The organism is Mesorhizobium sp. P2_A8, assembly GCF_056404935.1.
Window position 1 is genome coordinate 356052 of sequence record NZ_JBFUDB010000005.1, and the last position, 26367, is coordinate 382418.

Here is a 26367-nt window from a genome sequence, read left to right on the forward strand (position 1 = left end):
AAATCATGACATCCGATGTGGCCGTCATTGCAGGTGCGGGCGCTGGCCTGAGCGCCTCGCTTGCGCGTCTTCTCACGAGAGAGGGCTTCCGTGTGGTTCTGGCGGCCCGCGACGTCGAGAAGCTCCGCGCCCTGGTCGACGAGACCGGCGCACTGGCCGTCGAGACGGACGTCGCCGATCCAGCTTCCGTTGCAAATTTGTTCGACGCCGCCGACAAGGCCGGTCCGCTTGCACTTGCGGTGTTCAACGCCAGCGGGCGCACGCGCGGCCCGATCGCCGATCTCGATCCCGATGCGGTCAGGCAGGCGCTGTTGGTCGGCGCTTATGGCGGCTTCCTGGTCGGCCAGCAGGCGGCTCGGCGGCTGCTGGCGCGGGGCTCGGGATCGATGCTGTTCACCGGTGCCACCGCCAGCCTCAAGGGGTTTTCCGGCTCGGCCGGCTTTGCCATGCCGAAATTCGGCCTGCGCGGACTGGCGCAATCCATGGCCCGCGAGCTTGCGCCCAAAAACATTCATGTCGCGCATTTCATCATTGACGGTCAGATCGAGCCGCCCGGACAGGCAGCCGGTCCCGACAGGCCGGACCACCGCCTGTCGCCAGACGCGATCGCCGAGGCCTATCTCGCGGTCCATCGTCAGCACCGCAGCGCTTGGAGCTTCGAAGTCGAGCTCAGGCCGTGGGTTGAGGCGTTCTAGTCGAACCTAGACGCTTTCGAGATATGTCTCGATCTCGAAATCGCTGACATTGAGGGCGAACGTATTCAACTCCTGGCGTTTGCAGGCGATGAAAGAGTCGCGCAGGATTGCCGGAAAGATCTCAGCCACATGTGTCCCGCTTTCAAAGGCCGCAATTGCCGACGCCCAGTCGGGCGGCAGCTTGGCCGGCACAATCCCTTGCCCGTCGCTGCCGGTCGGGTCGCCGGGCGACATCTGTCTTTCAATGCCGATCAGCGCGGCGCCCAATATGGCGGCAAGCACCAGATAGGGATTGGCATCCGCGCCCGAAACGCGATGCTCGATGCGACGCGCACCCGTCGGACCGCCGGGAATGCGGATCGCGACCATGCGGTTCTCATAGCCCCAGGCCACGGCGGTCGGCGCGTAGGATCTCGGACGCAGCCTGCGGTATGAATTGAAGTGCGGTGCGAACACCAGCGTGCTCTCGGCCATCGCCGCGAGAAGGCCGCCGACCGCATGGCGCATGATTTCCGAGCCCTGATCCGTGCCGTCGTCAAAAACGTTGCGCCCCTCGGCGTCGACCAGGCTGAAATGGACGTGAAAGCCGTTGCCGGCGCGGTCGCCATAGGGCTTGGCCATGAAACAGGCGGCAAAGCCGTGCTTGCGGGCGATGCCCTTCACCGTGCGCTTGAACAACACGGCATCGTCAGCCGCCCGCAGCGCGTCGGCGACGTGGTTCAGGTTGATCTCGAACTGGCCGACGCCATTTTCCGCAATGGCCGTGTCGACGGGAATGCCTTGCGTTCTGCAGGCTTCGTAGACGTCGTGGATGAAGGATTCGAAGTCGTCGATCTCATCGATCGACAACGCGGCGTCGGAATCGAGACGGCGCCCGGTCACCGGTGAGACCGGCCCGACCGGCCGCTGCGACTGCGGATCGACCAGATAGAATTCGAGTTCCGTCGCCGCGACCGGGGTCAATCCCAGGGATTTGTAGCGGTCGAGAATGCGGGCCAGCGCCCGCCGCGGATCGCCAAGATACGGCGCTCCGGTTTCATCGGCGAGCCAGAGTGGGACAAGCGCGGTGGGATGCGCCGTCCAGGCCACCGGCAGAATGCCGCGTCCCGTCCATTGGCACAGTCCGTCGGCATCGCCGGTCGAGAAAACCAGCGTATTGCCTTCGATGTCCTCGCCCCAGATGTCGAGGCCGATCAGGGAATAAGGCATGCGCAGCTTGCCTTCGAGCGCCTTGCGCGCCTGCTCGACCGGGATGCGCTTGCCGCGCATGACGCCGTTGAGGTCGCACACAGCCGCCCTCAGGCTCTGGATGTCGTTTCTGGTTTCAAGCCAGTTCAAAACGTCCGCAATTGCATCGCTCAATTTCTAACCTCTGGTTTCGAAGGTGCCGTAGCCTTCCCGGCTACGCAGTCCCTGGTAAAGATGGCTTGTGAGTTCTTGAAAACCAAAATCCGACCACCGCCGGAGGTTTTCTTATCTTTTCAAGTCACTAGCCGGGATGTCGGGAGGCATTTCAAAACCAATTGCGCGATCTGCGATCGCAATATAGAGGCAAGGGTATGGAAAGCCAAGTGGCATTTGAGTGGTGCGTATTACCAGGTGCAACCCGGCCACTTGATAAGCACGCTGTGCCCGTAGGCAGCCTCCTTATCGTCAAATGATTTGACGACCGACCATACCGGATTGCCGTTGTCGTCGGTTTCGTTGTTCACCATGACCGAAACGATATGGTCCGGATACTTCGCGCTCTCGACCGCCGTCAACCTGTCGCGAACGCGCGCCCTTTCCTCGTCGGTCAGATGTCGTTTCATGGAAGAAACCTCCACCACTTTCCGCCGAGCATACAGGAGTTCGGCCCGCCATGCGACAGCAGGCGAGCTTCGACGACGTACCTCTATATACGGCTGGATGCTCTCGGTCGAAAGTGATCAAAGCGGGCAATTATGTGCTAGTCTCGCGCGCTATTAAATGGATGGTGGGTGGTGGCAATGCTGGAAGCGGACAAGGTGTTCACGGGCTCGATTCCGGAAAACTACGACCGCTATATGGTGCCGTTGATTTTCGAGCCGTTCGCCGCGGATCTTGCGCGAAGGGCGGCGTCCTTGTCGCCAAATGCCGTTTTGGAAATCGCCGCCGGCACCGGGGTGGTCACCCGCGCATTGGCGCCAAAACTGTCCCCTGGCGCAAGCTATGTCGTAACCGACCTCAACCAGCCGATGCTCGACTACGCCGCGTCGCGACAAGCTCCCGACAGTCGCATCACATGGCGCCAGGCGGACGCCCTGGCACTGCCGTTTGAAAATGCGGTCTTCGACCTCGTTTGTTGTCAGTTCGGCGCGATGTTCTTTCCCGACCGCTCATCTGGCTACCGCGAAGCAAAGCGGGTCCTGAAGCCCGGAGGCCATTTTTTGTTCAACGTCTGGGATCGCATCGAGGAGAATGTATTCGCCAATGATGTGACGAATGCGCTCGCAGAGATTTTCCCGAACGATCCGCCGCGTTTTCTGGCCCGCACGCCACACGGCTATCACGATACGGCACAGATCCGCAGCGACCTGGAGGACGCGGGCTTCGCCCAGGTGGCGATCGAAACGAGAGCCGAACAAAGCCGCGCATCCTCGCCGCGCGTTCCGGCCGTTGCCTATTGTCAGGGAACTGTTCTTCGCAGCGAAATCGAGGCCAGGGACGCGGGAGGACTGGAAACTGCAACCGACTACGCCGCAGCCGCGATTGCAAACAGACATGGCCGCGGCGAGGTTGCCGCCAAAATTCAGGCCCACGTCATCATGGCTGTGGCCTAGTTTCTGGCTTTCGGAAATCTGGCCTGCTGAAGGATATGTGTCGCGCCTTCGTCGATGTCCCGAACGATGGCCGCGCGCGCACGCTCGCCATCCTGGGCCTCGATCGCCGCGACGACTTCCTCATGGTAGTCGATGTCGAGAATGGAGGCGAGATCGTCCTCGAAACCCATGGCCAGGTTTCTCAGAAACGGGCCGACCTGCATCCAGACGGTCTCGATCAGGAAGATCATCTGCTCATTGCCGCAATGGCGGTAGATCGAGAATTTGAAGTCGTGGTTCTTCCGCAGATAGTCGTCGATATCGCCCTTGCGGGCCGCCAAAGTCAGGTCGGTGCAGTGGCGTCGGATCGTCCGCAGATTGTTGCCGTTGATGAGCTTTGTCGCAAATTCAGTTGCCGAGCCTTCGAGGATCGTCCGCACGGCGGTCAATTGTGAAAACCGTTCGGCTGAAATGACAGGCACTTCGACGCTGCCGTTCGGCATCGGGCTGAGCGCCCGCAGCGCCTGCAGCCGCATGAAGGCGCTGCGTACCGGCATGTCGCTGGTGCCGAGTTCCTTGGCGAGCTTGCGTGAGGTCAGCTTCTGGCCAGGCAGGAACTGGCCGGACATCAAGGCTCTGACGAGCTCCAGATAGACTTTCTCGTGCAAGGGGACGGTGTCGACGGCGGTCAACCCGAATTGTGTTCTGTCGGCCATTGGCGGGGGCGCTACTTCATTCGTTCTGAAATTGACCCTGACGACATCAGCCGCAGACAATCTGGTTGGCCGAACGCGGCACGAACGCCGAAGTCAGCGATTTATCAAGCACATGATAGCCGCTTCGATCATTGCGCGGCAAGCCGTGTTGGCAAAGCCGGCCCCGGCGCCCGGCGTCTGTGCCACGGTGTGCAAAACCGTCATCACAAATCTTGACCGTTCCCGCACTTGCACCTCTGGCCGCTCTCTGGCTTTTTGAGGTACCCATCCGACCGGACTGATTCGCGTCATGCCGCTCGATTGCAATGTCCCAAAGGCAGTCTGCGGGTGGGTCGTGAAGCGCGCGATTGGCGAAGGAGAAACAGGCATGGCCGAGTTCAAGAAGCCCGAAATCTCCGAGATGAGACCCAAGATCACCGTTATCGGCGTCGGCGGCGGCGGCGGCAATGCCGTCAACAACATGATCGCGGAGCAGCTTCAGGGAACCGAGTTCATCGCCGCCAACACCGACGCTCAGGCGCTGACCATGTCGAAGGCCACGCGGCTGATCCAGCTTGGCGCTCATGTCACCGAAGGATTGGGCGCCGGGTCGCTTCCCGAGATCGGCCGCGCCGCGGCCGAGGAATCGCTCGACGAGATCATGGACCATCTGGCCGGCACGCATATGTGTTTCGTCACCGCCGGAATGGGCGGCGGCACGGGAACCGGCGCTGCCCCAATCATTGCCCAGGCGGCGCGCAAGGCCGGCATCCTGACCGTGGGCGTCGTCACCAAGCCTTTCGCCTTCGAGGGCAGGCGCCGCATGCAGATGGCCGAAGAAGGCATCGAGCGGCTGCGCGAGAGCGCCGACACGGTGATCGTCATCCCGAACCAGAACCTGTTCCGGATCGCCGATGCCAAGACCACCTTCGCCGATGCGTTCGTCATCGCCGACCGGGTGCTCTATTCCGGCGTCAGCTGCATCACCGACCTCATCGTCAAGGAAGGCCTGATCAATCTCGACTTCGCCGATGTGAAATCGGTGATGCGCGACATGGGCCGCGCCATGATGGGAACCGGCGAGGCCTCCGGAGAGGGCCGGGCGATGAAAGCGGCGGAAGCGGCGATCGCCAACCCGTTGCTCGACGAAGTGTCGATGAAGGGCGCCAAGGGCGTCCTGGTTTCGATCTCGGGCGGCAGGGACATGACCTTGTTCGAGGTCGACGAGGCCGCCACCCGCATCCGCGAAGAGGTCTACGAGGACGCCGACATCATCGTCGGCGCGATTTTCGACAAGAGCATGGAAGGCCGCTTCAGGGTCTCGGTGGTGGCGACGGGGCTCGACCGTTCGTATGGGGCCGAGGATGCCGATGCCGGCATAGCCCGCGACCACGTCGGCCAGCCGCCAGCGCGGACGCTCCAGTAGGGCGTACCCCGCATCATATCCTCGCCAAGGCATACCTTTTCGAGGGGAGATCGCCGAACGGCAGCACCCATTGCCCGCAGATCAGCTTGGCGACACAAATTAACGTGGCCAGCTGTATCGATCTCTAGCAGACTGCTGCTACAAGAATCCTTCACAGACGGCCATCTATACTGGCAACCGGCATTCGTTCGAGCGACGAGAGGCGCGGCTTGGAATTTGACTTGAAAACCATCGAGGCGCTTGCGCCCGACCAGGCGTCGTTGAGCGCCGCTTCCAAATTGACCAAGCAATCGAACTGGCCACGGCTCGAAAAGAACGAACAGCTCGCTCTCATCTGGGGGGAATGCCAGGGTTCCGGCTCCAATCCCTACCGTGTGGTCGTCGACACCGGCGACCACGGCTACAAATGCACCTGCCCGTCGCGGAAATTTCCCTGCAAGCACACCTTGGCGCTGATGTGGATCGCCGCCACCGCGCCAGCCAGTTTTGCCGCCGCTGGGTCGACGCCGGAATGGGTGAACGATTGGCTGGGCCGCCGCAGGAAGGCCGCGTCGCAACCTGTGGAACCGACACAAGGTGCGGGAGGCAAAAGCATCGGCGAAGCCGCGCGCGACGAAAGCGCAGATATCGAGGACGCCGCTGCGGTCGAGCGCCGCGAGGCGGCGCAACGCAAGCGGGCAGAAGAGACGCGGTCCTCCGTGTCGGCGGCCCTGGATGAGTTGGATCAATGGATCGCCGACCAGCTGCGGCTTGGCCTTGCCGGCTTCGTCGACAACAGCAGCGACCGTTGCCGCCGGATTGCGGCGCGGCTGGTCGATATGAAGGCGACAGCACTTGCCGGCCGCATCGACGAGATACCGTCACGGCTGATGGGGCTGCGCAGCGAGGAACGGCCGGACGTGGCGATCCGCGAACTCGGCAAGCTTGTGCTGCTGGCCAAAGCCTGGCGATCGGCACCCGACGACCCGGAACTGAGGCGGCTCGTATCGACCTCCGAGAGCCGCGAACAGGTGCTGGCCAATCCCGATGCGATCGAGGTCGAAAGCGTCTGGGAGGTGCTCGGCGAGAAGATCGAGTCTCGTCGTGACGGTCTTGTCAGCCATTCGACCTGGCTGCTCGACCTGAACAGCGCCACCTCGCAATTTGCCCTCCTTCTCGATTATTTTCCGGCGTCGGCCGGTCGCCGCTCGAACGCGTTCACGCCAGGTGACCGTTTCGATGCCCGGTTGGTCTTCTATCCGGCGCTTCAGCCGCTACGGGCGTTGGTGGCGGACCGCAAGGGCGACGTCCCGTCCGGCGAGTGGCCAGATTTCAGCTTTGGCGCATCGGATCCTCTCGCGGCTCACGTTGCTCGCCAGGACGAAGCGCCCTGGCTCATCGACTGTCCTGTCATGCTGCCACCCGGCGCGATCCTGCTGGACGATCGGGGTGCCGCCTGGTGGCAGGCAGCCGGCGATCCGCACGGCATCGCCTTGCCGATCGCCGACACCGTCAATCCGACGCTGCTTGGGCTGGACCTCAAGGCAACGGCCGCACTATGGAACGGCAGCCGGCTTGACCTGCTGGCGGCGCAAAGTGGGTTCGGGAGGCTTGATCTGTCATGAATGAGAGCGAGCAGACCGGCCTGGCGACCATGCGCGATTGCTGGATCACCGGCGGCACCAGCTTCGATCTGGCTCCGGCCGCATGGAAGGAGATCGCCGGCAGCGCAAACCCGGACGAGCGCGAACGCCGGTTGCTGGCAATCGCCGCGCAGGCCCTCGAAATTGCCTTGCGGCCGGCCGCTCCGAAGACGCTGAAGCGTCGCCCGCCACTGCCTGAACTTGGCCTACCGATGCTGCCGGAGCGGCTGCGGCCGCTTTTGCGAGCCGCGCTGAAACACGCCAGCGACACAAGAGGCAAGACGCGCGTCGTGGCGCTCGTCGCCAGCCGCGGCTTCGTGCTGCATCCGATGGACTGGATGCCTGCCGCCTCGGATCAGAACAGTCCGGACGTCTATGCGCCCTGGATCGACTGGCAGTCAGGCGTGGACGGCGAAAAACATACAAGCCAGGAGCAACTGACGGCGGAAAATTGGGACGACTTCTATCCCGCTGCCCGCCGTACCGCGCTGGCCGACATGCGTCGCACCGCACCGGCTTCGGCTCGGCAGCTGATCGAGACCAAGGGACCTGGCGAGCCGGCGGAGGTCAGGCTCGCGCTCATCGAACTGATGCGCTTCGGCCTCGGCGCCGATGACGTGCCGTTCCTGAAGAGCCTCTCCGCCGATCGTTCCGGCAAGGTGCGCGAACTGGCCGGCCGGCTGCTGGCAAGGCTGGGAGAGCACGGCCAGCCTGGTGATGGCGGGCCGGAAGATCCGACCGCCGAACTCGCCGCCTTCATCGCAGAAGGCAAATCCGGCTTCATCCGCCGCCGCACCACCTACGCGCCGGCAAAACTCAAATCGCCGGCACAGGAACGACGCCGCGCCGAACTTTTCGAAACCTGCAACCTGGTTGATCTTGCCGCGCGCTTCGGCGTCACCGAATCCGATTTCATCCGGGCGTGGCAATTCGGCGCCGACAACAATGCCGATATCCTTGTCGCGCGAATGGTTGCCGCCTCAGGCAGCGACGCTGCGGTGACGCATATGGCCGATACGCTTGTCGCCGAAGGCGGCAAGCCGGCGCTTTTCGTCCTCCACCTCATGCCGCGTCTGGACAGCCGCAGGAAGCGTGTCCTGGTCAGGCTGATCCTGAAAGACTCGCAATATCTTGGTGCGCTCAACCTGGCCGAGGGCCTCGAAGCAAGCTGGCTGGAATGGGCCGACCTGACAAACGGCCAGACGCTCCCGGCGCTGCGCTCCGCTGTTGCGGGAAACGATGACGCCGTGAAGCGAGGCGTCGACCAGCTGCTGGAAACGATGGGCCATCTCGCCACGGCGGCAGCGGCGGAAAAATTGATCGGGGACGTTGTAGCCGCCGGCATGCCGCCGGCTGCGCCTTCGCTCGGTCTTCTGCGTCTCAACGCATCACTGGCCGGGCCTGGAACGGACACATGATCAATCCGGAGAACAGCAAATGGACGCAGCCATCCGTCTCCCGGTCGAGCAGGCCTACGCCGCCGAATTGCAAGCGCTCGCACGCAACGACGACCGGCAGAGACCTGCCGGGTGGAGCCTCTCGCCGAAGGCCGTGTTGACTTACCTGCTCGGCGGCAAGGCTGACGACGGGACGCTGATAACGCCGAAATATGTCGGGCGGCGCCGGCTGATGGAGACCGCCGTGGCGACGCTCGCCACCGATCGCGCGCTGTTGCTGCTCGGTGTTCCCGGCACGGCCAAATCCTGGGTGTCGGAGCATCTTGCCGCAGCCATCATGGGCGACTCGACATTGATCGTGCAGTGCACGGCCGGCACCGACGAGAACCAGATCCGCTATGGCTGGAACTACGCGCAGCTTCTGGCAAAGGGCCCAAGCCAGGAGGCGCTGGTGCCGACGCCGCTTTACCGCGCCATGCAAGACGGAAAACTATGCCGCCTCGAGGAACTGACGCGCATGGGCTCTGATGTGCAGGACACGCTGATCACCGTGCTTTCCGAAAAGATGATGCCGATCCCGGAACTCAACACGTCGATCTACGCGCAGCGCGGTTTCAACATCATCGCCACCGCCAACAACCGCGACAAGGGCGTCAACGAATTGTCATCGGCACTGAAGCGCCGCTTCAATGTCGTCGTGTTGCCATTGCCCGAGGACATGGCGGAAGAAGTGGCGATCGTCTCCAAGCGGGTCGGCGAAATGGCCGGCGGCCTCGACCTGCCGGTGCCGAAGAATGTCGGCGAGGAGATCGCCCGCGTGCTGACCATCTTCCGCGAATTGCGCTCCGGTGCGACATCGGACGGCAAGGTCACGCTGAAGACGCCATCCGGTTCGCTGTCCACGGCCGAGGCGATCGCCACCATGGTTGGCGGCCTCAGCCAGGCGGCCTGGTTCGACAGCGGCAAGCTCGGCGCCGAAGGCCTGGCTGCCAGCCTGGTCGGAGCGATCATAAAGGATCCGGTGCAGGACAAGCTGGTGCTGGAAGAATATCTGGAAACAGTGCTCAAGAAGCGGCCGGACTATGCCGGCTATTACGCCGCCTTGAACGCGGCGATCTGAGGCCATGGCGCTGAGCGACGTTTCCTATTTCGGCATACGCCATCACGGGCCCGGCTCCGCCGACAGCCTTGTGCAGGCGTTGCAGGAGTTGAAACCAGTCACCGTGCTGATCGAAGGGCCGGCCGATGCCTCCGCGCTGCTGCCACTGCTTGCCCGCCCCGAAATGCAGCCACCGGTGGCGCTGCTCTGCTATCCGGAAGACGATCCGGCCTCGACGAGCTTCTGGCCTTTCGCCGAGTTCTCACCGGAATACCAGGCGGCCCTGTGGGCTGTTGGCAACAACGCGGCATTGCGGTTCATCGACCTGCCGTCATCGGCCCGGGTTGCGCCTGTTGACGACGCGGAAAATGCCGATGCCGCTGAAGCGGAACCCGACGTCGACAACGAGACGGCGCCGTATGTGTGCGACCCGATCGGGACGCTGGCGCAGGCTGCCGGCTATGAGGATGGCGAGAGCTGGTGGTCTGACATCATCGAGCAGAATCCGCAGCCGGGCCCCATCTTCGCTGCGATATCCGACGCCATGACGACGCTGCGCGACGGCGAAGGTCCGCTTGCCGCGTTCGAGGCGAAACGTGAAGCGCATATGCGGCTTGAAATCACCGCCGCGCGCAAGGAATTCGATGGGCCGATCGCTGTCGTTTGCGGCGCCTGGCATGTGCCGGCGTTGCAAGCGACGCGATCGCAGAAGGAGGACCACGCACTTCTCAAGGGGCTCGCCCGGCGCAAGAGCATGATGACCTGGGCGCCATGGACGGGGCCGCGTCTGGCGCTCGGTTTCGGCTATGGCGCCGGCGTCGTAGCGCCCGGCTGGTGCAAGCATCTGTGGCGCACGCGCGGCCGGCACGACGCGGCGACGCTGTGGCTCGCGATGATCGCGACGGTGCTGAGAGGCAAGGGGCATATGGTCTCCACCGCCTCGCTGATCGAAGCCGAACGGCTGGCCCGCACGCTGGCCGCAATCCGTGAGCGGCCAAAGCCTGGTTTCGAGGAATTGCGCGACGCCGCGATCGCCGCCCTGTTCAACGGCGAAGCGCTGTTGTGGGCGCTGGTCGAAGCCGAACTGCTGCTGGGCGCGGATGTCGGTGAAATTCCGCCCGACACGCCACTGGCGCCGCTGATCGAGGATCTGCAGCGCAACCAGAAGGCGGCGCGGCTGAAGCCTGAGGCGCTGGAGCGCGAACTGTCGGTCGATTTGCGCAGCGAAAGCGGGCTGTTTCGTTCGACATTGCTGCACCGGCTGAACGTGCTTGGCGTGCACTGGGGTAAATTGACCGACAGCGGCCGCAGCCGCGGCACGTTTCGCGAGCGGTGGATGCTGTCGTGGGAGCCGGAATATGCCGTTCGCCTGGTCGAGAACCTGGTCTATGGGCCGACCATTGAAAAGGCCGCCAACGGCCGGCTGATCCAGATGATCGGCGCGGCGACGTCTCTCGATGCGATGGCCGCACTGGTTCAGGGCGCCATCACGGCAAACCTGTCGGAAGCGTCGGCGGCCGGCCTCGTGGCCTTGGAGGAACGGGCGGCGCGCAGCAGCGAATGCCTGGAAATCCTGGCATCGGTGCCGCCGCTCGCCGACATCATCCGCTATGGCGAGGCGCGCAAGACGCAAACGGCTCGCCTTTCCGGTCTGCTGGAGCGGCTGATCATCGAAGGCGGGATCGCGCTTGCCTATGCTGCTCGCGACCTCGATGCGCAGGCTTCCACGACACTGGTCGGCGCCATGCGCAAGGCCGACGAGGCGATCAAGCTGGTCGAGCCTGGACAGGACGTGCTGGACGCCTGGCGCAATGGACTGGCTGCGGTGCTGGATGGATCGCGATCGACGGCATTGGTAGCTGGCTGTGCCGCGCATCTTCTCTACGAAGCCGGCCATCTGTCGGCCGACGCAGCAGCGGGTCTGATCGCACGGCGCCTGTCGCCGGGAACGCCGGTCGCCGAGGCGGCAGGATTCTTCGAAGGGTTCTTCAGCACCGCCGGTCAACGGCTCATCTATGATGAAGGCCTGCGCGGCGCGGTCGATGCCTGGCTCGTATCCCTCGACGAGGACGCCTTCATCGCGCATCTGCCGCTGCTGCGCCGGGTCTTTTCGCATCTGGACTCCATGGAACGGCGGCGGTTGATCGAGGCGGTGCTCGGCCGCGCCAGGCGCCTACCTGCGGGCCTTACACCGACGCCGGATGGTGGCGAGGCGTGGCGCCGTCACCTGCAACGGCTTGGACCCTTGCTGATGGGCGGGAATGGCGATGGATGACGAGGCCGAGATAGGCGAAGCGTCGACCGATGACGGACGGGAGCGCCGCTGGCGACTGGCGATCGGCGCCGATGACGAGAAATCGCCTTCTCTTTCCGACACTGACAAGCGGCTTTCGGCGGCACTCGATGCACTCTATGGCGATGGCGCCGGCGATGCCGCCGCCGATCCGCGCAAGCGGCGCGGCGGGCTCGGCCGCTCGGCGCCGCGGGTGGCGCAGTGGATGGGCGATATCAGATCGTTCTTTCCCGCGCAGGTCGTGCAGATCGTCCAGAAGGATGCCTTCGAGCGCCTCAACCTGAAGCAGATGCTGATGGAGCCGGAGTTCCTCAAGGCGATCGAGGCGGACGTCAATCTCGTTGCCGACCTGATTTCGCTGCGCTCGGTTATGCCGGCCAAGACCAAGGACATCGCGCGTACGATCATCGCCGATATCGTCGCCAAGCTGATGCAGCGGCTGGAGCAGAAGACGGCCGAGGCGATCCGCGGTGCGGTCGACCGGTCGCAGCGCACCAACCGGCCCCGCCAGCGCGACATCGACTGGCCGCGCACCATCTCGGCCAACCTCCGCCACTACCAGCCCGAGCACAAAACCATCGTGCCTGAGAAGCTGGTCGGCTTCTTGCGCAAGCAGCGCCGGCTGGTCGATCTGGACGAGGTCGTGCTGTGCGTCGACCAGTCAGGATCGATGGCAAGCTCGGTGATCTACGCCTCGATATTCGCCGCGGTGCTGGCCTCGTTACCCGTCGTGCGGACCAGGCTCGTCTGCTTCGACACGACCATCGTCGATCTCACAGATGAGCTCAGCGATCCCGTCGAAGTCCTGTTCGGCGTTCAGCTTGGCGGCGGAACCGACATCAATCAGGCCATCGCTTATTGCGCGGATCGCATCGAACGGCCGACCAAGTCGCACATGGTGCTGATCACCGACCTTTATGAAGGCGGCAACGGTCAGGAATTGCTGCAGCGGCTTGCCGCGCTGGTTCGTTCCGGCGTCAATGTCGTGGTGCTTCTGGCGCTGACCGACCAGGGCAGACCCGGTTACGACCCAAAGATGGCGGGTTCGGTGGCCGCGCTCGGCATTCCGGTCTTTGCCTGCACGCCGGATCTGTTTCCAGACATGATGGCGGCGGCATTGCGGCGCGAGGATATTGGCGCATGGGCGGCCGGCGCCGACATCAAGCTGGTCCGCGCCGAGACCGAGACGCCGGAGTGAAACAGCCGGCACCAGGGTTGCCAGGATGATCCTGGCAACTCTGGGAGAGGTTCGTCCGGCTCAGCCGAACTTCGGGTCGAGGCTGCCCGATTTGTAGCGCTTGGCCATTTCGGCGACCGGCAGCGGCTTGATCTTCTGCGCGTTGCCGGCGGTGCCGAACTGCTCGAAGCGCTCCTTGCAGAGCTTCCTCATCGCCGCCATTGCCGGCGTCAGATATTTGCGCGGGTCGAACTCGCTCGGGTTCTCGGTCAGCACCTTGCGGATCGCGCCGGTCAGCGCCATGCGGTTGTCGGTGTCGATGTTGATCTTGCGCACGCCATGCTTGATGCCGCGCTGGATCTCCTCGACCGGCACGCCCCAGGTCGGCTTCATCTGGCCGCCATATTTGTTGATGATCTCCTGCAGATCCTCCGGCACCGAGGACGAGCCGTGCATGACCAGATGCATGTTCGGCAGCCGGCGATGGATTTCCTCGATGACGTTCATGGCCAGCACAGCGCCGTCCGGCTTGCGCGAGAATTTGTAGGCGCCGTGGCTGGTGCCCATGGCAACCGCCAGCGCGTCGACATGAGTGTCTTTGACGAACTCGACAGCCTGCACGGGGTCGGTCAGAAGCTGGTCGTGGCTTATCGCGCCTTCGACGCCGTGGCCGTCTTCCTGCTCGCCGCCACCGCTCTCCAGTGAGCCGAGCACGCCGATCTCGCCTTCGACGGAAACGCCGCCCCAATGCGCCATGTCGACGACGCGGCGGGTGATGCCGGAATTGTAGGCGTAGTCGGCCGGCGTCTTGCCATCTTCCTTCAGTGATCCGTCCATCATCACAGAGGTGAAGCCGTACTGGATCGCCGTGACGCAGGTGGCTTCGTTGTTGCCATGGTCGAGATGCATGCAGACCGGAATATCGGGATGGATTTCGACCAGCGCGTCGATAAGCTTGGCCAGCACCACGTCATTGGCATAGGCGCGGGCGCCACGGCTCGCCTGCAGGATGACCGGTGACTTGGTCTCTTCGGCGGCCTCCATGATGGCGAGGCCCTGTTCCATATTGTTCATGTTGAAAGCGGGCACGCCGTAGCCGTATTCGGCGGCGTGGTCGAGCAATTGTCTCAGTGTTATGCGAGCCACCCAATAGTCTCCCGTATCTGGTTTCAAGCGCAACGTCGCGGGCCGACCGGTCGCCGGTCGGCCCTGATGCTTCTGGCCGGATTTCAGGGCAACCGCAACCATAAGAGGCCTCGTCGACCGCAATTCTTGTTGCAGGGCTGAAATCCGGCTTCTTTTGGTGATCTCAGGCCGCGATCAATTCCCGCGCGGCCAGGATCTGCACGCAGGCATTGGCCGCTTCCTTGCCCTTGACGGTGAAGTGCTCGAAGAAGAAGCGGTGATGCTCGGCGCTGTCATGGTAGTTGTGCGGGGTGAGCACCGCCGACAGCACCGGCACGCCGGTCGACAATTGCACGTTCATCATGCCGTCGATGACGGCACTGGCGACGAATTCATGCCGGTAGATGCCGCCATTGACGACGAAGGCGGTGCCGAGGATCGCGGCATAGCGGCCGGTCTCGGCCAGGGTCTTGGTGTGCAGCGGAATTTCGTAGGCGCCGGGCACGTCGAAGACCTCGACGGCGAAGCGCTCGCCGCCGATGGCAGCCAGTTCCGCCTCGAAGGATTGCACGCACTGGTCGACGATGTCGGCATGCCAGCGCGCGCGAATGACGGCGATGCGGGTCGTTTCGTAGTCTTTATGGGTATGCTGATTCATGGGTCCATCCTTCCGTTTCGAACCAGAATCAGGACGCACGATACGAAATCCGGCCCGCCGAGGCGGTCCGTCTTCCGTTCGTTCTCTTCCATCCGGACTGTAACCGTCGGCTCCGGAATCACACCGGATCTGCTGACCTCTCCGGTAAACCGGAGAGCGCTCGCGGGCTTGGGCCTGCCGCATGACCCCGAAAACCGAGATCGGTTTTCGGAAAGGTATCATGCGCACCAAAAAGTGCCCTTACCGCCGGTGGGGACTCTCACCCCGCCCTGAGAACATTAACGCCGTTTGTATGGAAGGGCAGGGCGCCGCTGTCAATCGCGCGAAAGACGGATGGCTGGTACAGTCTGTCAATTAGTCGTGCGCCAGGCCGCCGCAGCAGCGGCAACCAGCATGAGCAAGGCCGCAACCGTCGCGCAGGTGGCAAAGCCGAAGCTGGAATAAATCGGCCCGAAGCCAGTGGTGCCGACAAACACCGCCAGATAGGTCACTGCGCTGTTGAGTCCCATGATCGTGCCGCGCCGCGCGGGATCGAGCGCCGACAGGCGCATCACCAGGACGTTCAGGCCGAAGTGGTTGGCCAGTCCCCATACCGCCACCATGGCAATGGTCAGGCCGAAGCTGCCGCTGGCCGCGGCAATCGCGACGTAGACGGTGGCGACCAGAAGATAGGCGAACGGCATGACGCGACGCGCACCCAGCCGATCGATGACACCGTCGAGGAGGGCGGCCGTGCCGAAGCCGATGCCATAGGCAAGTGCTGCCCAGCCGTTGGCACTCACCGGTCTCCCCAATCCGCTGTGCAGGTGATCGCCGAGATAGCCATAGACGCCATAGAAGGCGGTCATGAAGGCGGCGCAGGCGACCAGAAGCGGTACGATGCCGGGAATGCCGAGCGCCTCCAGCGGCGTCGGCGCCGGGCCGCTCTTCCTGGCGTCGCTCAGCGACGTCATTGTGAGACCGGCCAAGGCAAGCATAGCAAGCAGTGCGACCGCTGCGAAAACGGCACGCCAATGCACGAGATCGGCAAGCACGGCCGACAGCGAAACGCCGGCGACCATGCTCAAGGTCCAGCCGGTCAGCACGACACCGATCGTGCCGCTTTCGCGGCCCGGCGGCGCGATGGCCGCCGCACTGGCATAGATTGCCGGCATGGCGATACCGGCGGCGATGCCGGCGACAGACTGGGCCACGACCAGCGCGGCGACCGTCGGTGCCGCGGCACTGGCGACCAGTGCAATCGCCAGCAGCAACAATGCGCCCTGCAACATCCGGCGTGCGCCAACCCGGTCGATATAGCGCGCCAGGAACAGGGCGCTTGCGGAGGTGCCGAGGCCGAACGCGGCCGCCGCAATCATCACGACCGGCACGCTTGTCGCAAACGACGAGGCCACGGCCGGTGCGATCGGGCCCAGCACAAGCGAATTCGAGCCGATCACGGCGATGCAGCCGGTCAGGAGATAGGCGAGAGCCGGGATCGGCGCCCGAGCGTTTGTGGCCAATGATGCAACTTGATCTGCGTTCGACATAAGACCATAATGACCGCATTGAATTCTGCGGCAACCAGGAATTTCAACATGGATGAAGAAACAGATGGCATTCTGCAGAACAGGGCTGCGGCCCGTGACCTCGACGCAATCGACCGAAAAATATTAGGCGTCCTCGTCGACGACGCGACGGTCAGCTACGCCGAGCTCGGCGATCGTGTGGGGCTTTCACCGCCGGCCGCGCATGAGCGGGTCAAGCGCCTGCGGCGTAGCGGCGCCATCCGCAGCACAGCCGCCATCATCGATCCCAAGGCGGTGAAAAAGCCGTTGCTCGCCTTTGTCCATATCGACACCAGAGGCTGGGGAAAGACCCCGGAACTGATGGCGGTTTCGCAGTATCCGGAAGTCGAGGAAATCCATACCGTCGCCGGTGATACATGCATGCTGCTGAAGGTCCGCACCGAAGACACCAGAGCGCTCGAAGGACTTCTGGCACGCCTCTACGAGACGCCGGGTGTCACGTCGACGCGCAGCTATGTGGTGCTGTCGACCTATCTCGAGCGGCCGGTACAGCCGGGCGTGACCGCGACGTGGCCGACGCCGAAGCACATGGCCGAGCCACTGTACTAGGAGGGCGGGACCGAAACTGGCGGCGTTTGGTGCTACACGCGCTCGGGAAACATCGCCTTCAGGCCTTCGCGGGACGCCTTGGCGACACCGCGTTCGGTGATCAGGCCGGTAACCAGCCGCGCCGGCGTCACGTCGAAGGCCGGGTTCGCCGCGGGCGTCGCCTCGGGCGATATCCGCACCTGGGCGATCTCGCCGGCAGCGGTCTTGCCCCAGACCAGCGAGACCTCGTCGGCCGAGCGCTGCTCGATCGGGATTTCAACCAGCCCATCATGCACCGTCCAGTCGATGGTCGGTGACGGCAAGGCGACATAGAACGGCACGTCATTGTCGGCGGCGGCAAGTGCTTTGAGATAGGTGCCGATCTTGTTGCAGACATCGCCGTCGGCGGTGGTGCGGTCGGTGCCGACGATGACCATGTCGATCTCGCCGCGTTGCATCAGATGGCCGCCGGCATTGTCGACGATCAGCGTGTGCGGCACGCCATGACCGGCCATTTCCCACGCGGTCAGCTGGGCGCCCTGGTTGCGCGGCCGCGTCTCGTCGACATAGACGTGGACGGGAATGCCGGCCTCTGTGGCCAGATAGATCGGCGCGGTGGCGGTGCCGTAGTCGACGGTCGCCAGCCAGCCGGCATTGCAGTGGGTCAGGATGTTGACGGGTTCGCCCGGCGCCTTGCGCGCCGCGATGGCCTTGATGATGGCGAGGCCGTTCTCGCCGATGGCGCGGTTGAGGCCGACATCCTCGTCGGCGATTTCGCCGGCGCGGCGGTAGGCGGCTTTGGCGCGTTCTGCAGGTGGCAGCGGCTTGAGGAAGCGCCGCATCTCGTCCAGCGCCCAGCGCAGGTTGATCGCCGTCGGGCGCGTCTCGTGCAAGGTTTCCCAGACGGCGTCGAGCGCTGCATCGGACGGATCGTCCGCCATCTGCATGGCGACGCCATAGGCGGCAGTGACGCCGATCAGAGGCGCGCCGCGCACCCACATGTCGCGGATCGCGGTGGCGATGCCGGCCACGCTGCCGATCCTCTCGACGCGGAAATCATGCGGCAGCCAGCGCTGGTCGATGATCTCCACCGAACGCCGGTCGTCGCTCAGCCAGATGGTGCGATAGTGGCGGTCGCCGACGTTCAAATGCTGCTCTCCTGTTCGATCAGCGCGGCCAGGGTGTTGACCTCGTCGATGCTGTGGATCTGGCGCCGGTTGACGGCGAGGTGGCGGCCGAATTTCAGCGCCTTCGCCTCACAACTGGCGCGCAAATCCTCGTCGGCAATGGTCTCGAAATCGGCATTGTGGGCGAGGCCGAGGATACGCCGATGGATCTCGATGCCGGCAAATCCCAGGAGGTCGGTCCAGATCTGGTGCAGCATGTGGTCGAGCGCCTGTTCGGCGCCGAGCCTGTCGCCCTGATCTTCGAACAGGCTCTTCTGGTAGAGCATGCCGGTGCGCTCGGTGCGCCATAGATGCGAGAACTCGGCGCGGAACACCGCCCATGTCTCGACCGTCACCTCGAGTAGATAGGCGCGCATGGCGCCGCGCTTGCCGTTCTGCTCGTGTCCACGCTGCGAGAAGAAGGACATCCAGAAATTGGCGAGCAGCATGCCGACGTCGAACGCCATTGGACCGTAGAAGGCGAACTCCGGATCGATCATCCGCGTTTGGCTGTCGGTGACCATGATCGATCCGGAATGCAGGTCGCCATGCAGCAGTGTTTCGGCATTGGCGGCGAAGATATGCTTCAGCCGCTGCGCCTCGACCTTGAGGTCGCGGTCGGCGCGCAGTTCGGCGACGAGAGCGTCCAATTGCGGGCTCGTATGCCGGTTCATCCTGGCGTCGAAATAGGGATCGGAGAACACCAGGTTCTCGGTGATGTCGCAGAGTTCGACGTTGTCGGCGAACAGCGCCAGATCGGCCTTGCGGTCCTTGGCTGCCATATGCAGGTCGGAGCCGCGAAACAGGGTGCGCGCCATGAACAGGCCGATATCCCTGGCAATGTTTGGCAATTGCCGGCCTTCGATCAGCGCCCGCCGCAGGATGATGTGCGGCGACAGATACTCCATGATGATCAGCGCCTGGCCTTCATCGAAATGATGGATCGCCGGCACCGAGCCCGGCGCGCGCGCCTCTTGCCGGGTCAGCGCGTGATACTCGAAGAAGGAGCGCTTGAGCGGCAGCGGCCAGCTGTCGCCGACCAGGCGGACATAGGGCAGGGCCTGCTTGACCACCGCTGCACCGCTGGCGCCCTCGACGATGAAGACGAGGTTGAGGTTGCCGTCGCCGACCTCGCGGACCCTCCAGGCGCTGGAGTCCTTGCCGATCCGCGCGCGCAACGCCTCGTTGTCGCCAAGGCGGCTCGGCAGCGTCTCGACCGACAGTGCTTCGAACGGCAATTTCCCAGTCATCGTCATCCTCCCGCGATGCGCCCCGAACATAACGGAGGCATGGCGGCCGGGCCAAGCTAGGAAGCGATCTGGCAATTGTCAATCGTGTTGACAATTGCCGATGTTGCCCATAGCGTCATGTCAGGGAGGAACGCATGGTCGGCAATGCCGTGTTCCGCGCAGAGGGGCTGAGGAAATCCTTTGGCCAGAACGAGGTGCTTGGCGGCGTCTCGCTGGAGCTGCACGCCGGTGAAGTGACCGTGCTGATGGGCGCCAACGGCGCCGGCAAATCCACCCTCGTCAAGATCATCAGCGGCGTCTATGAGCGCGGCGACGGCACGATGGGCCTCGCCGGACAGGCCTTCGCGCCGAGCACGCCGGCGGAGGCGATCCGCGCCGGCGTCGTCACCGTTCACCAGAACATCAATGACGGCGTCGTCGCCGATCTCGATGTCGCCACCAATTTGACCCTCGACCGCCTGAGTGGCAGCGGCGCCCCGTTTCTGTTCAATCCGGCTCGCGTGCGTCGCGAGGCCAGGGCCGTTGCCGACCGCATGGGGCTGGCCATCGACCTCAAGGCGCGCGTCACCGATCTTTCGCTGGCCGATCGCCAGATGGTTGCGATCGCCCGCGCGCTCGCGCATCAGCCGAAAGTGCTGATCCTCGACGAGCCGACCTCCTCTCTGTCCAGCGCAGAGGCCGACCGGCTGTTTGCGCTGATCGACAGACTGCGCGAGCAGGGCGTTGCGATCCTCTACATCTCGCACCGCATGTCCGACATCAGGCGGCTTGCCGATCGCATCGTCTCGATGCGCGACGGCATCATCTCAGGCGTCTTCGACAAGAAACCGCTCGATTATGAAGGCGCGGTCAACGCCATGCTCGGCCGCAAGATCCAGCTTGACCAGATCGTCGTCAGGGACTCGGCCAAGATCGTTCTCAAGATCGATGGTTTGCGCATAGCGCAAGGCGCCAGGCCGATCTCGCTGACGCTCGGCGATGGCGAGGTCGTCGCCATCACCGGCCTCGTCGGCGTCGGCAAGACGGCGCTGGCCGAGACGCTGTTTGGCGTGCGCAAGCCGCTCGCCGGCACCATGATGCTGAACGGCAAACCCTATGTGCCGCAATCGACGGGCGAGGCGATCGCCGCCGGGGTCTTCCTCGTCGCCAAGGACCGCGGCGAGAACGGCATCGTCGGCGGCTTCAACATCCAGGAAAATATCAGCCTGCCGTTTCACAAGCGCATGTCGCGTCTCAGTGTTCTCAGGCGCCGTCTGGAACGCGCCACCGCGCGCCGGCAGATCGAGGACCTGGGCATTGTCTGCCGCTCCGAGAAGGACGAGATGTCGGCGCTGTCCGGCGGCAACCAGCAGAAAGTGATGGTCGCCCGCTGGATGGCGCAGGAGGCAGGGCTGTTCATTCTCGACGAGCCGTTTCAGGGCGTCGACATTTCCGCCCGGCGCGACATTGCCGCCAAGCTCAGGGCGAGTGCAAACGGCCGCGCCACGCTGCTGTTCGTCACCGAACTCGACGAGGCACTGGAGACCGCCGATCGCATCCTGGTGATGTCGGAGCAGACCATCGTCGGCGAACACCGCAACGCCGATGTCGATCTCGATCGCCTGCTGGCCGAGGTCGCCGGCGGACCGCTGCACAGCGCCGCCTGAGCGCGGCGGCAAATAGGAATTGGAATGGAGAGAGCATGGGTTCGAGTTGGGTAAAAATCGCAGCGGCGTTGGGGAGCGCTGAATGACGCTGCGCGACCATGCCATCCGCTACGGCTTCATCGTGCTCTTGTTCGGGCTCGTCGCCTATTTCGCGATCGCCGCCGACGGGTTCGTTTCGCCGCAAAGTGCCGTCTTCATCTTCCAGTCGGTCGCCATCACCGGCGTGCTGGCGCTCGGCGTCACCGCCACGCTCGTCGTCGGCGGCTTTGATCTGTCGATCGGCTCGGTTGCAACCTCAGCCATGATGGCGGCGGCCTATGTCATGGTGGTGCTGGAGCAGAACGCCCTCGTCGCGGTCGTCGCCTGCCTGCTGATCGGCGCCATTGTCGGCCTGATCAATGGCTGGCTGATCGTCTATATGCGCGTGCCCGATCTCCTGGCGACGCTCGGCATGATGTTCCTGCTCGTCGGCCTGCAGCGCATCCCGACCGAGGGCCGTTCGATCGCCACCGGCATGACCATGCCAGATGGTTCGGTCGCCAATGGCAAGTTCAGCGACGCTTTCCTGGCACTCGGCCGCCACCGCTTCGATTTCTTCATCGCGAACCTCATTCCGGTGTCGGTGGTGGTGCTGCTCGTGCTCGCCGTGCTGATCTGGTTCTTCCTCGAATACACGCGTTTCGGGCGCATGATGTATGCGGTCGGCAGCAACGAGCGTGCTGCCGAACTCGCCGGCGCGCCTGTCAAGGCATACAAAATCTGGGCCTACGTTATTTCAGGAGTTTTTGCCTCGATCGGCGGCATTTTGCTCGCCGCCCGGCTTGGACGCGGTGACATCGCCTCGGGTAATAATCTGCTGCTCGACGCTGTCGCCGCGGCGCTCATCGGCTACGCGGTGCTCGGCGCCGCCAAGCCGAACGCCTTCGGTACTGCCGTCGGCGCGCTGTTCGTCGGCATCTTGCTGCAAGGCCTGACGATGATGAACGCGCCTTACTACACGCAGGATTTCGTCAAGGGCGTGGTTTTGGTCGTCGCCCTTGTCTTCACCTTTGCCCTTTCGGGCAGGGGCGGGAGATAGCATCCGGCCGGATAGGATTTTGAGTTCAACAAGAGTGGAGGAAACAAGGTGAACATCACAAGAAGACTTCTGGGAAAGGCAGCGCTCGGGCTGGCCGGCGCAACCATGCTGATGCAGTTCCCGGCGCTGGCCGCGGACAAGCCGGCGCCTTTCGACAAGCCCGGTGTCAAGATCGCGCTGGTGCGCTATCTCTCGACCGGCGACTTCTTCCAGGCCTATCTCAGCGGCGTCGAGGCACAGGCCAAGGCACTCGGCGTCGACCTGCGCGTGCTCGACAGCCGCCAGGACGCCGCCCTTCAGTCCGACATGGTCGACCAGGCCATCGCGCTTGGCGTGCAGGGCATCATCATCCAGCACGGCCTGACGGAATCGATGAAGGACGCCGCGCAGCGCGCGGTCGACGCGGGCATCAAGGTGGTCGCCTTCGACGTCAATGTCGAGAACCCCAAGATCCCGCAGATCGAGCAATCCGACCGCGACCTGGCCCGCCTCGCGCTCGAGCAGGCGGTGAAGGACAATGGCGAGAGCTGGAAGGCCGGCTATGTCTATGTCGCCGGCATCGCGCCGCTCGACCGCCGCAACGAGACCTGGGTCGACGTCAAGAAGAAGTATGCCGGCATCAGCGAAGTCGCGATGTTCGGCACGCTGGACAACCCGATCGCCAATTCCGTCGCCAACCAGGCGCGTTCGGTGCTGTCGGCTCACCCCGACATCAAGGTGATGTTCGCCCCCTATGACGAATTCGCCAAGGGCGTGAAGATCGCCGTCGACGAAGCGGGCTTGAACAAGGGCATCAAGATCTACTCGGCCGATATCTCGACGTCCGACATCGCGGCGATGCGCGAGCCCGACAGCGCCTGGGCGGCAACCGCCGCGACCAACCCGGCCGTCGTCGGCCAGGTCTCGGTGCGTGCGCTGGCACAGCTGCTCGCCGGTGAAGACCCCGGCCACAACGTCGTCGTGCCGCCGACGCTGATCACCCAGAAGGACCTCATCGACAAGGACATCAAGAACATGGAAGACCTGTCGGCCAAGCTGCCGCAGTTCGCCCATGCCGATGTCGCGATGCCGGCCTGGATGCCGAACCCGAACGCCAAGTAGTTTCGCTACCGAAGGCCGCTTGCGGCAGCTTGTTGCAGGCGGCCTTTTTGCCGAATATTGCAGAGCCGGATTGCAGACACCGGCACTAAGGTTCGGTTCGTAGATGGAAGCACAGGCGGTAGTCGAGGAAACCCTGTCCGGCGCCGTCGCCGGAAAATTGTTTCGATGCCCGCAGGCCACCACCGGCGTCGTGGTGCTAGGTGGATCGAGTGGCCGTGTCGATGTCGGGCGCGCGAGGCTCTTTGCAAACGAGGGGTCGTCGGCCTTGGCGCTGCAGTGGTTCGGCGGTGAGGGCCAGCCTCCTGGAATCTGTGAAGTTCCCCTGGAAACGTTCTTCGCGGCAACCGATCATCTCCTTGAAACAGGATGCCGCCGCATCGTCTATGTCGGCACCTCCAAGGGTGCCGAGGCCGCATTGCTCGCGGCAGTCCATGACCAGCGGATCAACGCTGTGGTCGCAATCAGCCCATCATCCGTGGTTTGGGGAAATATCGGTGCGGGCCGGGACGGTGTCAGCTGGCCTGAACGATCCTCATGGTCGCTCAACGGTATTCCGTTGCCGTTTGTGCCGACAGATCCGGACTGGACACCAGAGTATGTGGATGGCCTGGTCGCTTATAGGGGGCTTTTCGAACGCTGCTTGAAAACCTTCAAGCGGCAAGCCAATGCGGCGACCATCCCCGTTGAGATCGCGTCGGCCGAGATTCTGCTGGTCGCGGGTGGCGACGATGCACTGTGGCCTTCCCTATCGTTCGCGACAGATATTGTTCACCGGCGCAGCCAGGCAGGCAAGGTCACAGATCTCGTTTCATCGCCGGATGCGGGTCACCGCATTCTCTTGCCAGGCGAAAATACACCACGCTCCGCATTGCATGCACACGGAGGCAATGACGAAGCCGATTCGAGGCTGGGCAGAAAGGCCTGGGAAGGCATCCGGGAACTGCTGTAGTTCTCGAATGCCCTTCGCGCCTGTCTCGGCAGGTCCGCCTACCGCAACGCCGCAGCGATGTTGCCGCCGTCGACCGTCGTCACATCGGCGGTGGTCCGATCGGCCAGCGCGTGGTGCAGGAAGGCCTGCGCCACGTCCTGCGCCGTCACTTCCTGGCCGAGCAGATTGCCGGACATGTACTCCTTCTCCGAGACGGCGCGCGCGCCCGAACGGCTGGCGATCATGGCGTCGGTCAAAAGACCCGAGCGGATGCGGTCCGCGTTGACGGCGTTCGAGCGGATGCCGTGCGCGCCATAGTCGAGCGCGTATTGCCTGGACAGGAACAGCGTCGCTGCCTTCGGCACGCCATAGGCGCCGAACTTCGGCCCGGGGTTGACCGCCTGCTTGGAGGTGTTGAACAGGAGCACGCCGCCGGTGCCCTGTTCCAGCATGATGCGCACGGCATTCTGCGCCACCGACTGGTGGGCGAAGAAATTGAGCTCGAAACTCCTGCGCAAAAGCGCATCGTCGAGTTCGCCGATCCGGCCTTCCCAGGCAGCACCCGCATTAGAGACCAGGATGTCGACACCACCGAACACGGCAACCGCCCTGTCAAAGGCGGCACGCACCTGCGCCGGATCGGTGATGTCAGCGGCAACGCCGATCGAATTGTTGCCGGCCTTCTTGGCGGCGTCAGCGGCCTTTTCGGCGTCGAGATCGACGACTACGGCATGGGCGCCATTGTCTGCGAACAGCTTGGCAGTCGCAGCACCAATCGCACCGGCGCCGCCGGTGATCAGCACCACCTGGCCAGTCAGCGGCTTCGGCTTGTTGGAAGCGAGCTTGGCCTGTTCCAGCGACCAGTATTCGAGCGGAAACAGGTCGGCCTTGGAGAGCGGATGGAAACGGCCCACCGCCTCGGCGCCGCGCACCGCCTCGATCCACATCTCGCCGACATCCGACGCGATCTTTGCGTCCTTCAGCGTGCGGCCGTGGCCGAACATGCCGAGGCCCGGCACCAGCGTCAGCCGCGGCATCTGGTCGAGCATGGTGCGCTTGACGTCGTCGAGGGCATCGTTGGTTTCGAAATAGGCGCGGTAATCCCTGGCGAAGGCCTCGACGTGATCCTTGATCACGGCCTTGTAGTCGCCGACCTTGTCGGCGTCGGGCGCCGGCAGCGCCATCGGTCCGGTCTTGATGCGGATTGACAGATCGGGCGTCGAAACGCCGCGTCCGGCTAAGTCGGCGATCTCCGATGAATTGATGAAATCGACGATAGCGTCCGAGGTGCGGAAGTCGCTGATCATGCGGTCGAAGCGGCCTTCGCCGCGTGCTACCGCCACGGCGCCGCGCAGCATCGGCGCGATGGTGGCCGGCGTCGCGAGCTTTGCCGGCAATGCTGCCTTCGCCGCTTGCGGCTTGGCGTTTTTGGCGACGTAGTCCTCGGCGACGTTCACGTAGTGGATCATCCGGTCGTAGGCCTGCCTGGCATCGTCGCCGAAGGTGAAGATGCCATGCTTGTCGAGGATCAGGCCCTCGACGGTCGGATCGGCGTCGAAGATGTCGGCCGCCGCCTTGGCGAGGTCGAAGCCGGGCATGATGTAGGGCACATAGCCCATCTTCGCGCCGAACACCGTCTTCACCAGCGGCTTGCTGTCTTCCTGGTCGACGATGGCCAGAATGGCGGTCGAGTGCGTGTGATCGACGAATTTGTGCGGCAGGAAGGCGTGCAGCAGCGTCTCGACCGACGGGTTGGGCGAGGACGGGTCGATGAGATTGGCGCGTTGCAGGGCAACCATGTCCTCGTCGGCCAATTTGTTCAGTAAGCGCGCCTTGAGCAGCGGCTTGAGCTTGACCGCCGGCAGGCCCTGCGGCTCGATGACGCCCATGTCCCAGCCGCTGCCCTTGACGCACAACACGTCCCACTGGTCGCCGACAAGATCGGTGGCAGTCGTCTTGCAGGAGGTGTTGCCGCCGCCATGCAGGACCAGCCGCGGCTCGCCGCCCAGCAGCCGCGTCGTGTAGACGCGCAACGCCAGGTCGCGCTCGACACCCTTCCTTGCATAGTCGGCAACGAGTTTCTCGGCTGCGTCGTCATTCCACAGGTTCTTCATGTTCGCTTCGTCCGATTGCTG

Annotated in this window: 22 protein-coding genes and 1 riboswitch; of the genes, 13 read left to right on the forward strand and 9 right to left on the reverse strand. The window is 63.9% G+C overall.

Annotation, left to right across the window (positions count from 1 at the left end):
• Window positions 1-5 precede the first annotated feature (5 nt).
• Window positions 6-695: an SDR family NAD(P)-dependent oxidoreductase gene (locus AC1D10_RS16915; protein WP_477273699.1), complete on the forward strand. Its 690-nt coding sequence runs from the start codon at window positions 6-8 to the stop codon at window positions 693-695.
• A gap of 6 nt (window positions 696-701) precedes the next feature.
• On the opposite strand, the gene AC1D10_RS16920 is transcribed toward AC1D10_RS16915, so the two are convergent.
• Window positions 702-2057 carry a glutamine synthetase family protein gene (locus AC1D10_RS16920; protein WP_477273701.1) on the reverse strand — a complete coding sequence of 452 codons (1356 nt, stop codon included), beginning with the start codon at window positions 2055-2057 and terminating at the stop codon, window positions 702-704.
• Between the two features lie 230 nt (window positions 2058-2287).
• Entirely contained in the window at window positions 2288-2506 is a 219-nt protein-coding gene (locus AC1D10_RS16925) for a hypothetical protein (RefSeq protein WP_477273703.1), read from the reverse strand.
• 177 nt (window positions 2507-2683) lie between these two features.
• On the opposite strand from AC1D10_RS16925, the gene AC1D10_RS16930 reads away from it, so the two are divergent.
• On the forward strand, window positions 2684-3496 hold the full coding sequence (locus AC1D10_RS16930; RefSeq protein ID WP_477273706.1) for a class I SAM-dependent methyltransferase: 813 nt from the start codon (window positions 2684-2686) through the stop codon (window positions 3494-3496).
• Here the strand turns inward: AC1D10_RS16930 and AC1D10_RS16935 are convergent.
• On the reverse strand, window positions 3493-4191 hold the full coding sequence (locus AC1D10_RS16935; RefSeq protein ID WP_477273708.1) for a GntR family transcriptional regulator: 699 nt from the start codon (window positions 4189-4191) through the stop codon (window positions 3493-3495). The two genes, AC1D10_RS16930 and AC1D10_RS16935, sit on opposite strands and share 4 nt — an antisense overlap.
• 367 nt (window positions 4192-4558) lie before the next feature.
• Between AC1D10_RS16935 and ftsZ the strand changes: the two genes are divergently transcribed.
• From ftsZ to AC1D10_RS16965, 6 genes are all read left to right on the forward strand, one after another.
• On the forward strand, window positions 4559-5596 hold the full coding sequence (ftsZ, locus tag AC1D10_RS16940; RefSeq protein WP_477273710.1) for a cell division protein FtsZ: 1038 nt from the start codon (window positions 4559-4561) through the stop codon (window positions 5594-5596).
• A gap of 221 nt (window positions 5597-5817) precedes the next feature.
• A complete protein-coding gene (locus AC1D10_RS16945; protein WP_477273712.1) occupies window positions 5818-7200 on the forward strand; it encodes an SWIM zinc finger family protein in 1383 nt (460 codons plus the stop codon).
• Window positions 7197-8636: a DUF5691 domain-containing protein gene (locus tag AC1D10_RS16950; protein ID WP_477273714.1), complete on the forward strand. Its 1440-nt coding sequence runs from the start codon at window positions 7197-7199 to the stop codon at window positions 8634-8636. Before AC1D10_RS16945 ends, AC1D10_RS16950 begins: the two co-directional genes overlap by 4 nt.
• Window positions 8637-8655: 19 nt before the next feature.
• On the forward strand, window positions 8656-9735 hold the full coding sequence (locus AC1D10_RS16955; protein ID WP_477273716.1) for an ATP-binding protein: 1080 nt from the start codon (window positions 8656-8658) through the stop codon (window positions 9733-9735).
• A 4-nt stretch (window positions 9736-9739) separates the two neighbouring features.
• A complete protein-coding gene (locus AC1D10_RS16960) occupies window positions 9740-11989 on the forward strand; it encodes a DUF5682 family protein (protein ID WP_477273718.1) in 2250 nt (749 codons plus the stop codon).
• Window positions 11982-13205 (forward strand): VWA domain-containing protein, encoded by a 1224-nt coding sequence (locus tag AC1D10_RS16965; RefSeq protein ID WP_477273720.1) that lies wholly within the window; start codon window positions 11982-11984, stop codon window positions 13203-13205. Before AC1D10_RS16960 ends, AC1D10_RS16965 begins: the two co-directional genes overlap by 8 nt.
• A gap of 60 nt (window positions 13206-13265) precedes the next feature.
• Here the strand turns inward: AC1D10_RS16965 and fba are convergent, their stop codons facing one another.
• The 3 genes from fba to AC1D10_RS16980 form a co-directional block, all read right to left on the reverse strand.
• On the reverse strand, window positions 13266-14330 hold the full coding sequence (gene fba / locus AC1D10_RS16970) for a class II fructose-bisphosphate aldolase (protein WP_023729260.1): 1065 nt from the start codon (window positions 14328-14330) through the stop codon (window positions 13266-13268).
• A 163-nt stretch (window positions 14331-14493) separates the two neighbouring features.
• Window positions 14494-14967 carry a 6,7-dimethyl-8-ribityllumazine synthase gene (locus AC1D10_RS16975; RefSeq protein WP_477273723.1) on the reverse strand — a complete coding sequence of 158 codons (474 nt, stop codon included), beginning with the start codon at window positions 14965-14967 and terminating at the stop codon, window positions 14494-14496.
• Between the two features lie 76 nt (window positions 14968-15043).
• Window positions 15044-15248, reverse strand: a riboswitch (FMN riboswitch).
• A 69-nt stretch (window positions 15249-15317) separates the two neighbouring features.
• Window positions 15318-16496, reverse strand: coding sequence for an MFS transporter (locus tag AC1D10_RS16980; protein WP_477273725.1), 1179 nt, complete (start codon window positions 16494-16496; stop codon window positions 15318-15320).
• 48 nt (window positions 16497-16544) lie between these two features.
• On the opposite strand from AC1D10_RS16980, the gene AC1D10_RS16985 reads away from it, so the two are divergent.
• Complete coding sequence (locus AC1D10_RS16985; protein ID WP_477273727.1) at window positions 16545-17084, forward strand: Lrp/AsnC family transcriptional regulator; 540 nt, start codon at window positions 16545-16547, stop codon at window positions 17082-17084.
• A 32-nt stretch (window positions 17085-17116) separates the two neighbouring features.
• Here AC1D10_RS16985 and mtnA read toward each other — a convergent pair whose 3' ends face one another.
• Together mtnA and mtnK are read right to left on the reverse strand one after the other, a co-directional pair.
• The gene (gene mtnA / locus AC1D10_RS16990) at window positions 17117-18211 is read right to left on the reverse strand and encodes an S-methyl-5-thioribose-1-phosphate isomerase (protein ID WP_477273729.1); all 1095 of its coding nucleotides are present in this window, start codon (window positions 18209-18211) and stop codon (window positions 17117-17119) included.
• Window positions 18208-19479 (reverse strand): S-methyl-5-thioribose kinase, encoded by a 1272-nt coding sequence (mtnK, locus tag AC1D10_RS16995; RefSeq protein ID WP_477273731.1) that lies wholly within the window; start codon window positions 19477-19479, stop codon window positions 18208-18210. The genes mtnA and mtnK overlap by 4 nt, the downstream gene beginning before the upstream one ends.
• A 134-nt stretch (window positions 19480-19613) precedes the next feature.
• On the opposite strand from mtnK, the gene AC1D10_RS17000 reads away from it, so the two are divergent.
• From AC1D10_RS17000 to AC1D10_RS17015, 4 genes are all read left to right on the forward strand, one after another.
• A complete protein-coding gene (locus AC1D10_RS17000; RefSeq protein WP_477273733.1) occupies window positions 19614-21125 on the forward strand; it encodes a sugar ABC transporter ATP-binding protein in 1512 nt (503 codons plus the stop codon).
• An 82-nt stretch (window positions 21126-21207) separates the two neighbouring features.
• Window positions 21208-22203 (forward strand): ABC transporter permease, encoded by a 996-nt coding sequence (locus tag AC1D10_RS17005; protein ID WP_477273735.1) that lies wholly within the window; start codon window positions 21208-21210, stop codon window positions 22201-22203.
• Window positions 22204-22251: 48 nt separating this feature from the next.
• Window positions 22252-23304, forward strand: a complete 1053-nt coding sequence (locus tag AC1D10_RS17010) for a substrate-binding domain-containing protein (protein ID WP_477273737.1) — start codon at window positions 22252-22254, stop codon at window positions 23302-23304.
• A 103-nt stretch (window positions 23305-23407) separates the two neighbouring features.
• Complete coding sequence (locus AC1D10_RS17015) at window positions 23408-24253, forward strand: acyl-CoA thioester hydrolase/BAAT C-terminal domain-containing protein (protein ID WP_477273739.1); 846 nt, start codon at window positions 23408-23410, stop codon at window positions 24251-24253.
• Window positions 24254-24291: 38 nt separating this feature from the next.
• Here the strand turns inward: AC1D10_RS17015 and AC1D10_RS17020 are convergent, their stop codons facing one another.
• Window positions 24292-26346 carry a bifunctional aldolase/short-chain dehydrogenase gene (locus AC1D10_RS17020; protein WP_477273741.1) on the reverse strand — a complete coding sequence of 685 codons (2055 nt, stop codon included), beginning with the start codon at window positions 26344-26346 and terminating at the stop codon, window positions 24292-24294.
• Between the last annotated feature and the right edge of the window lie 21 nt (window positions 26347-26367).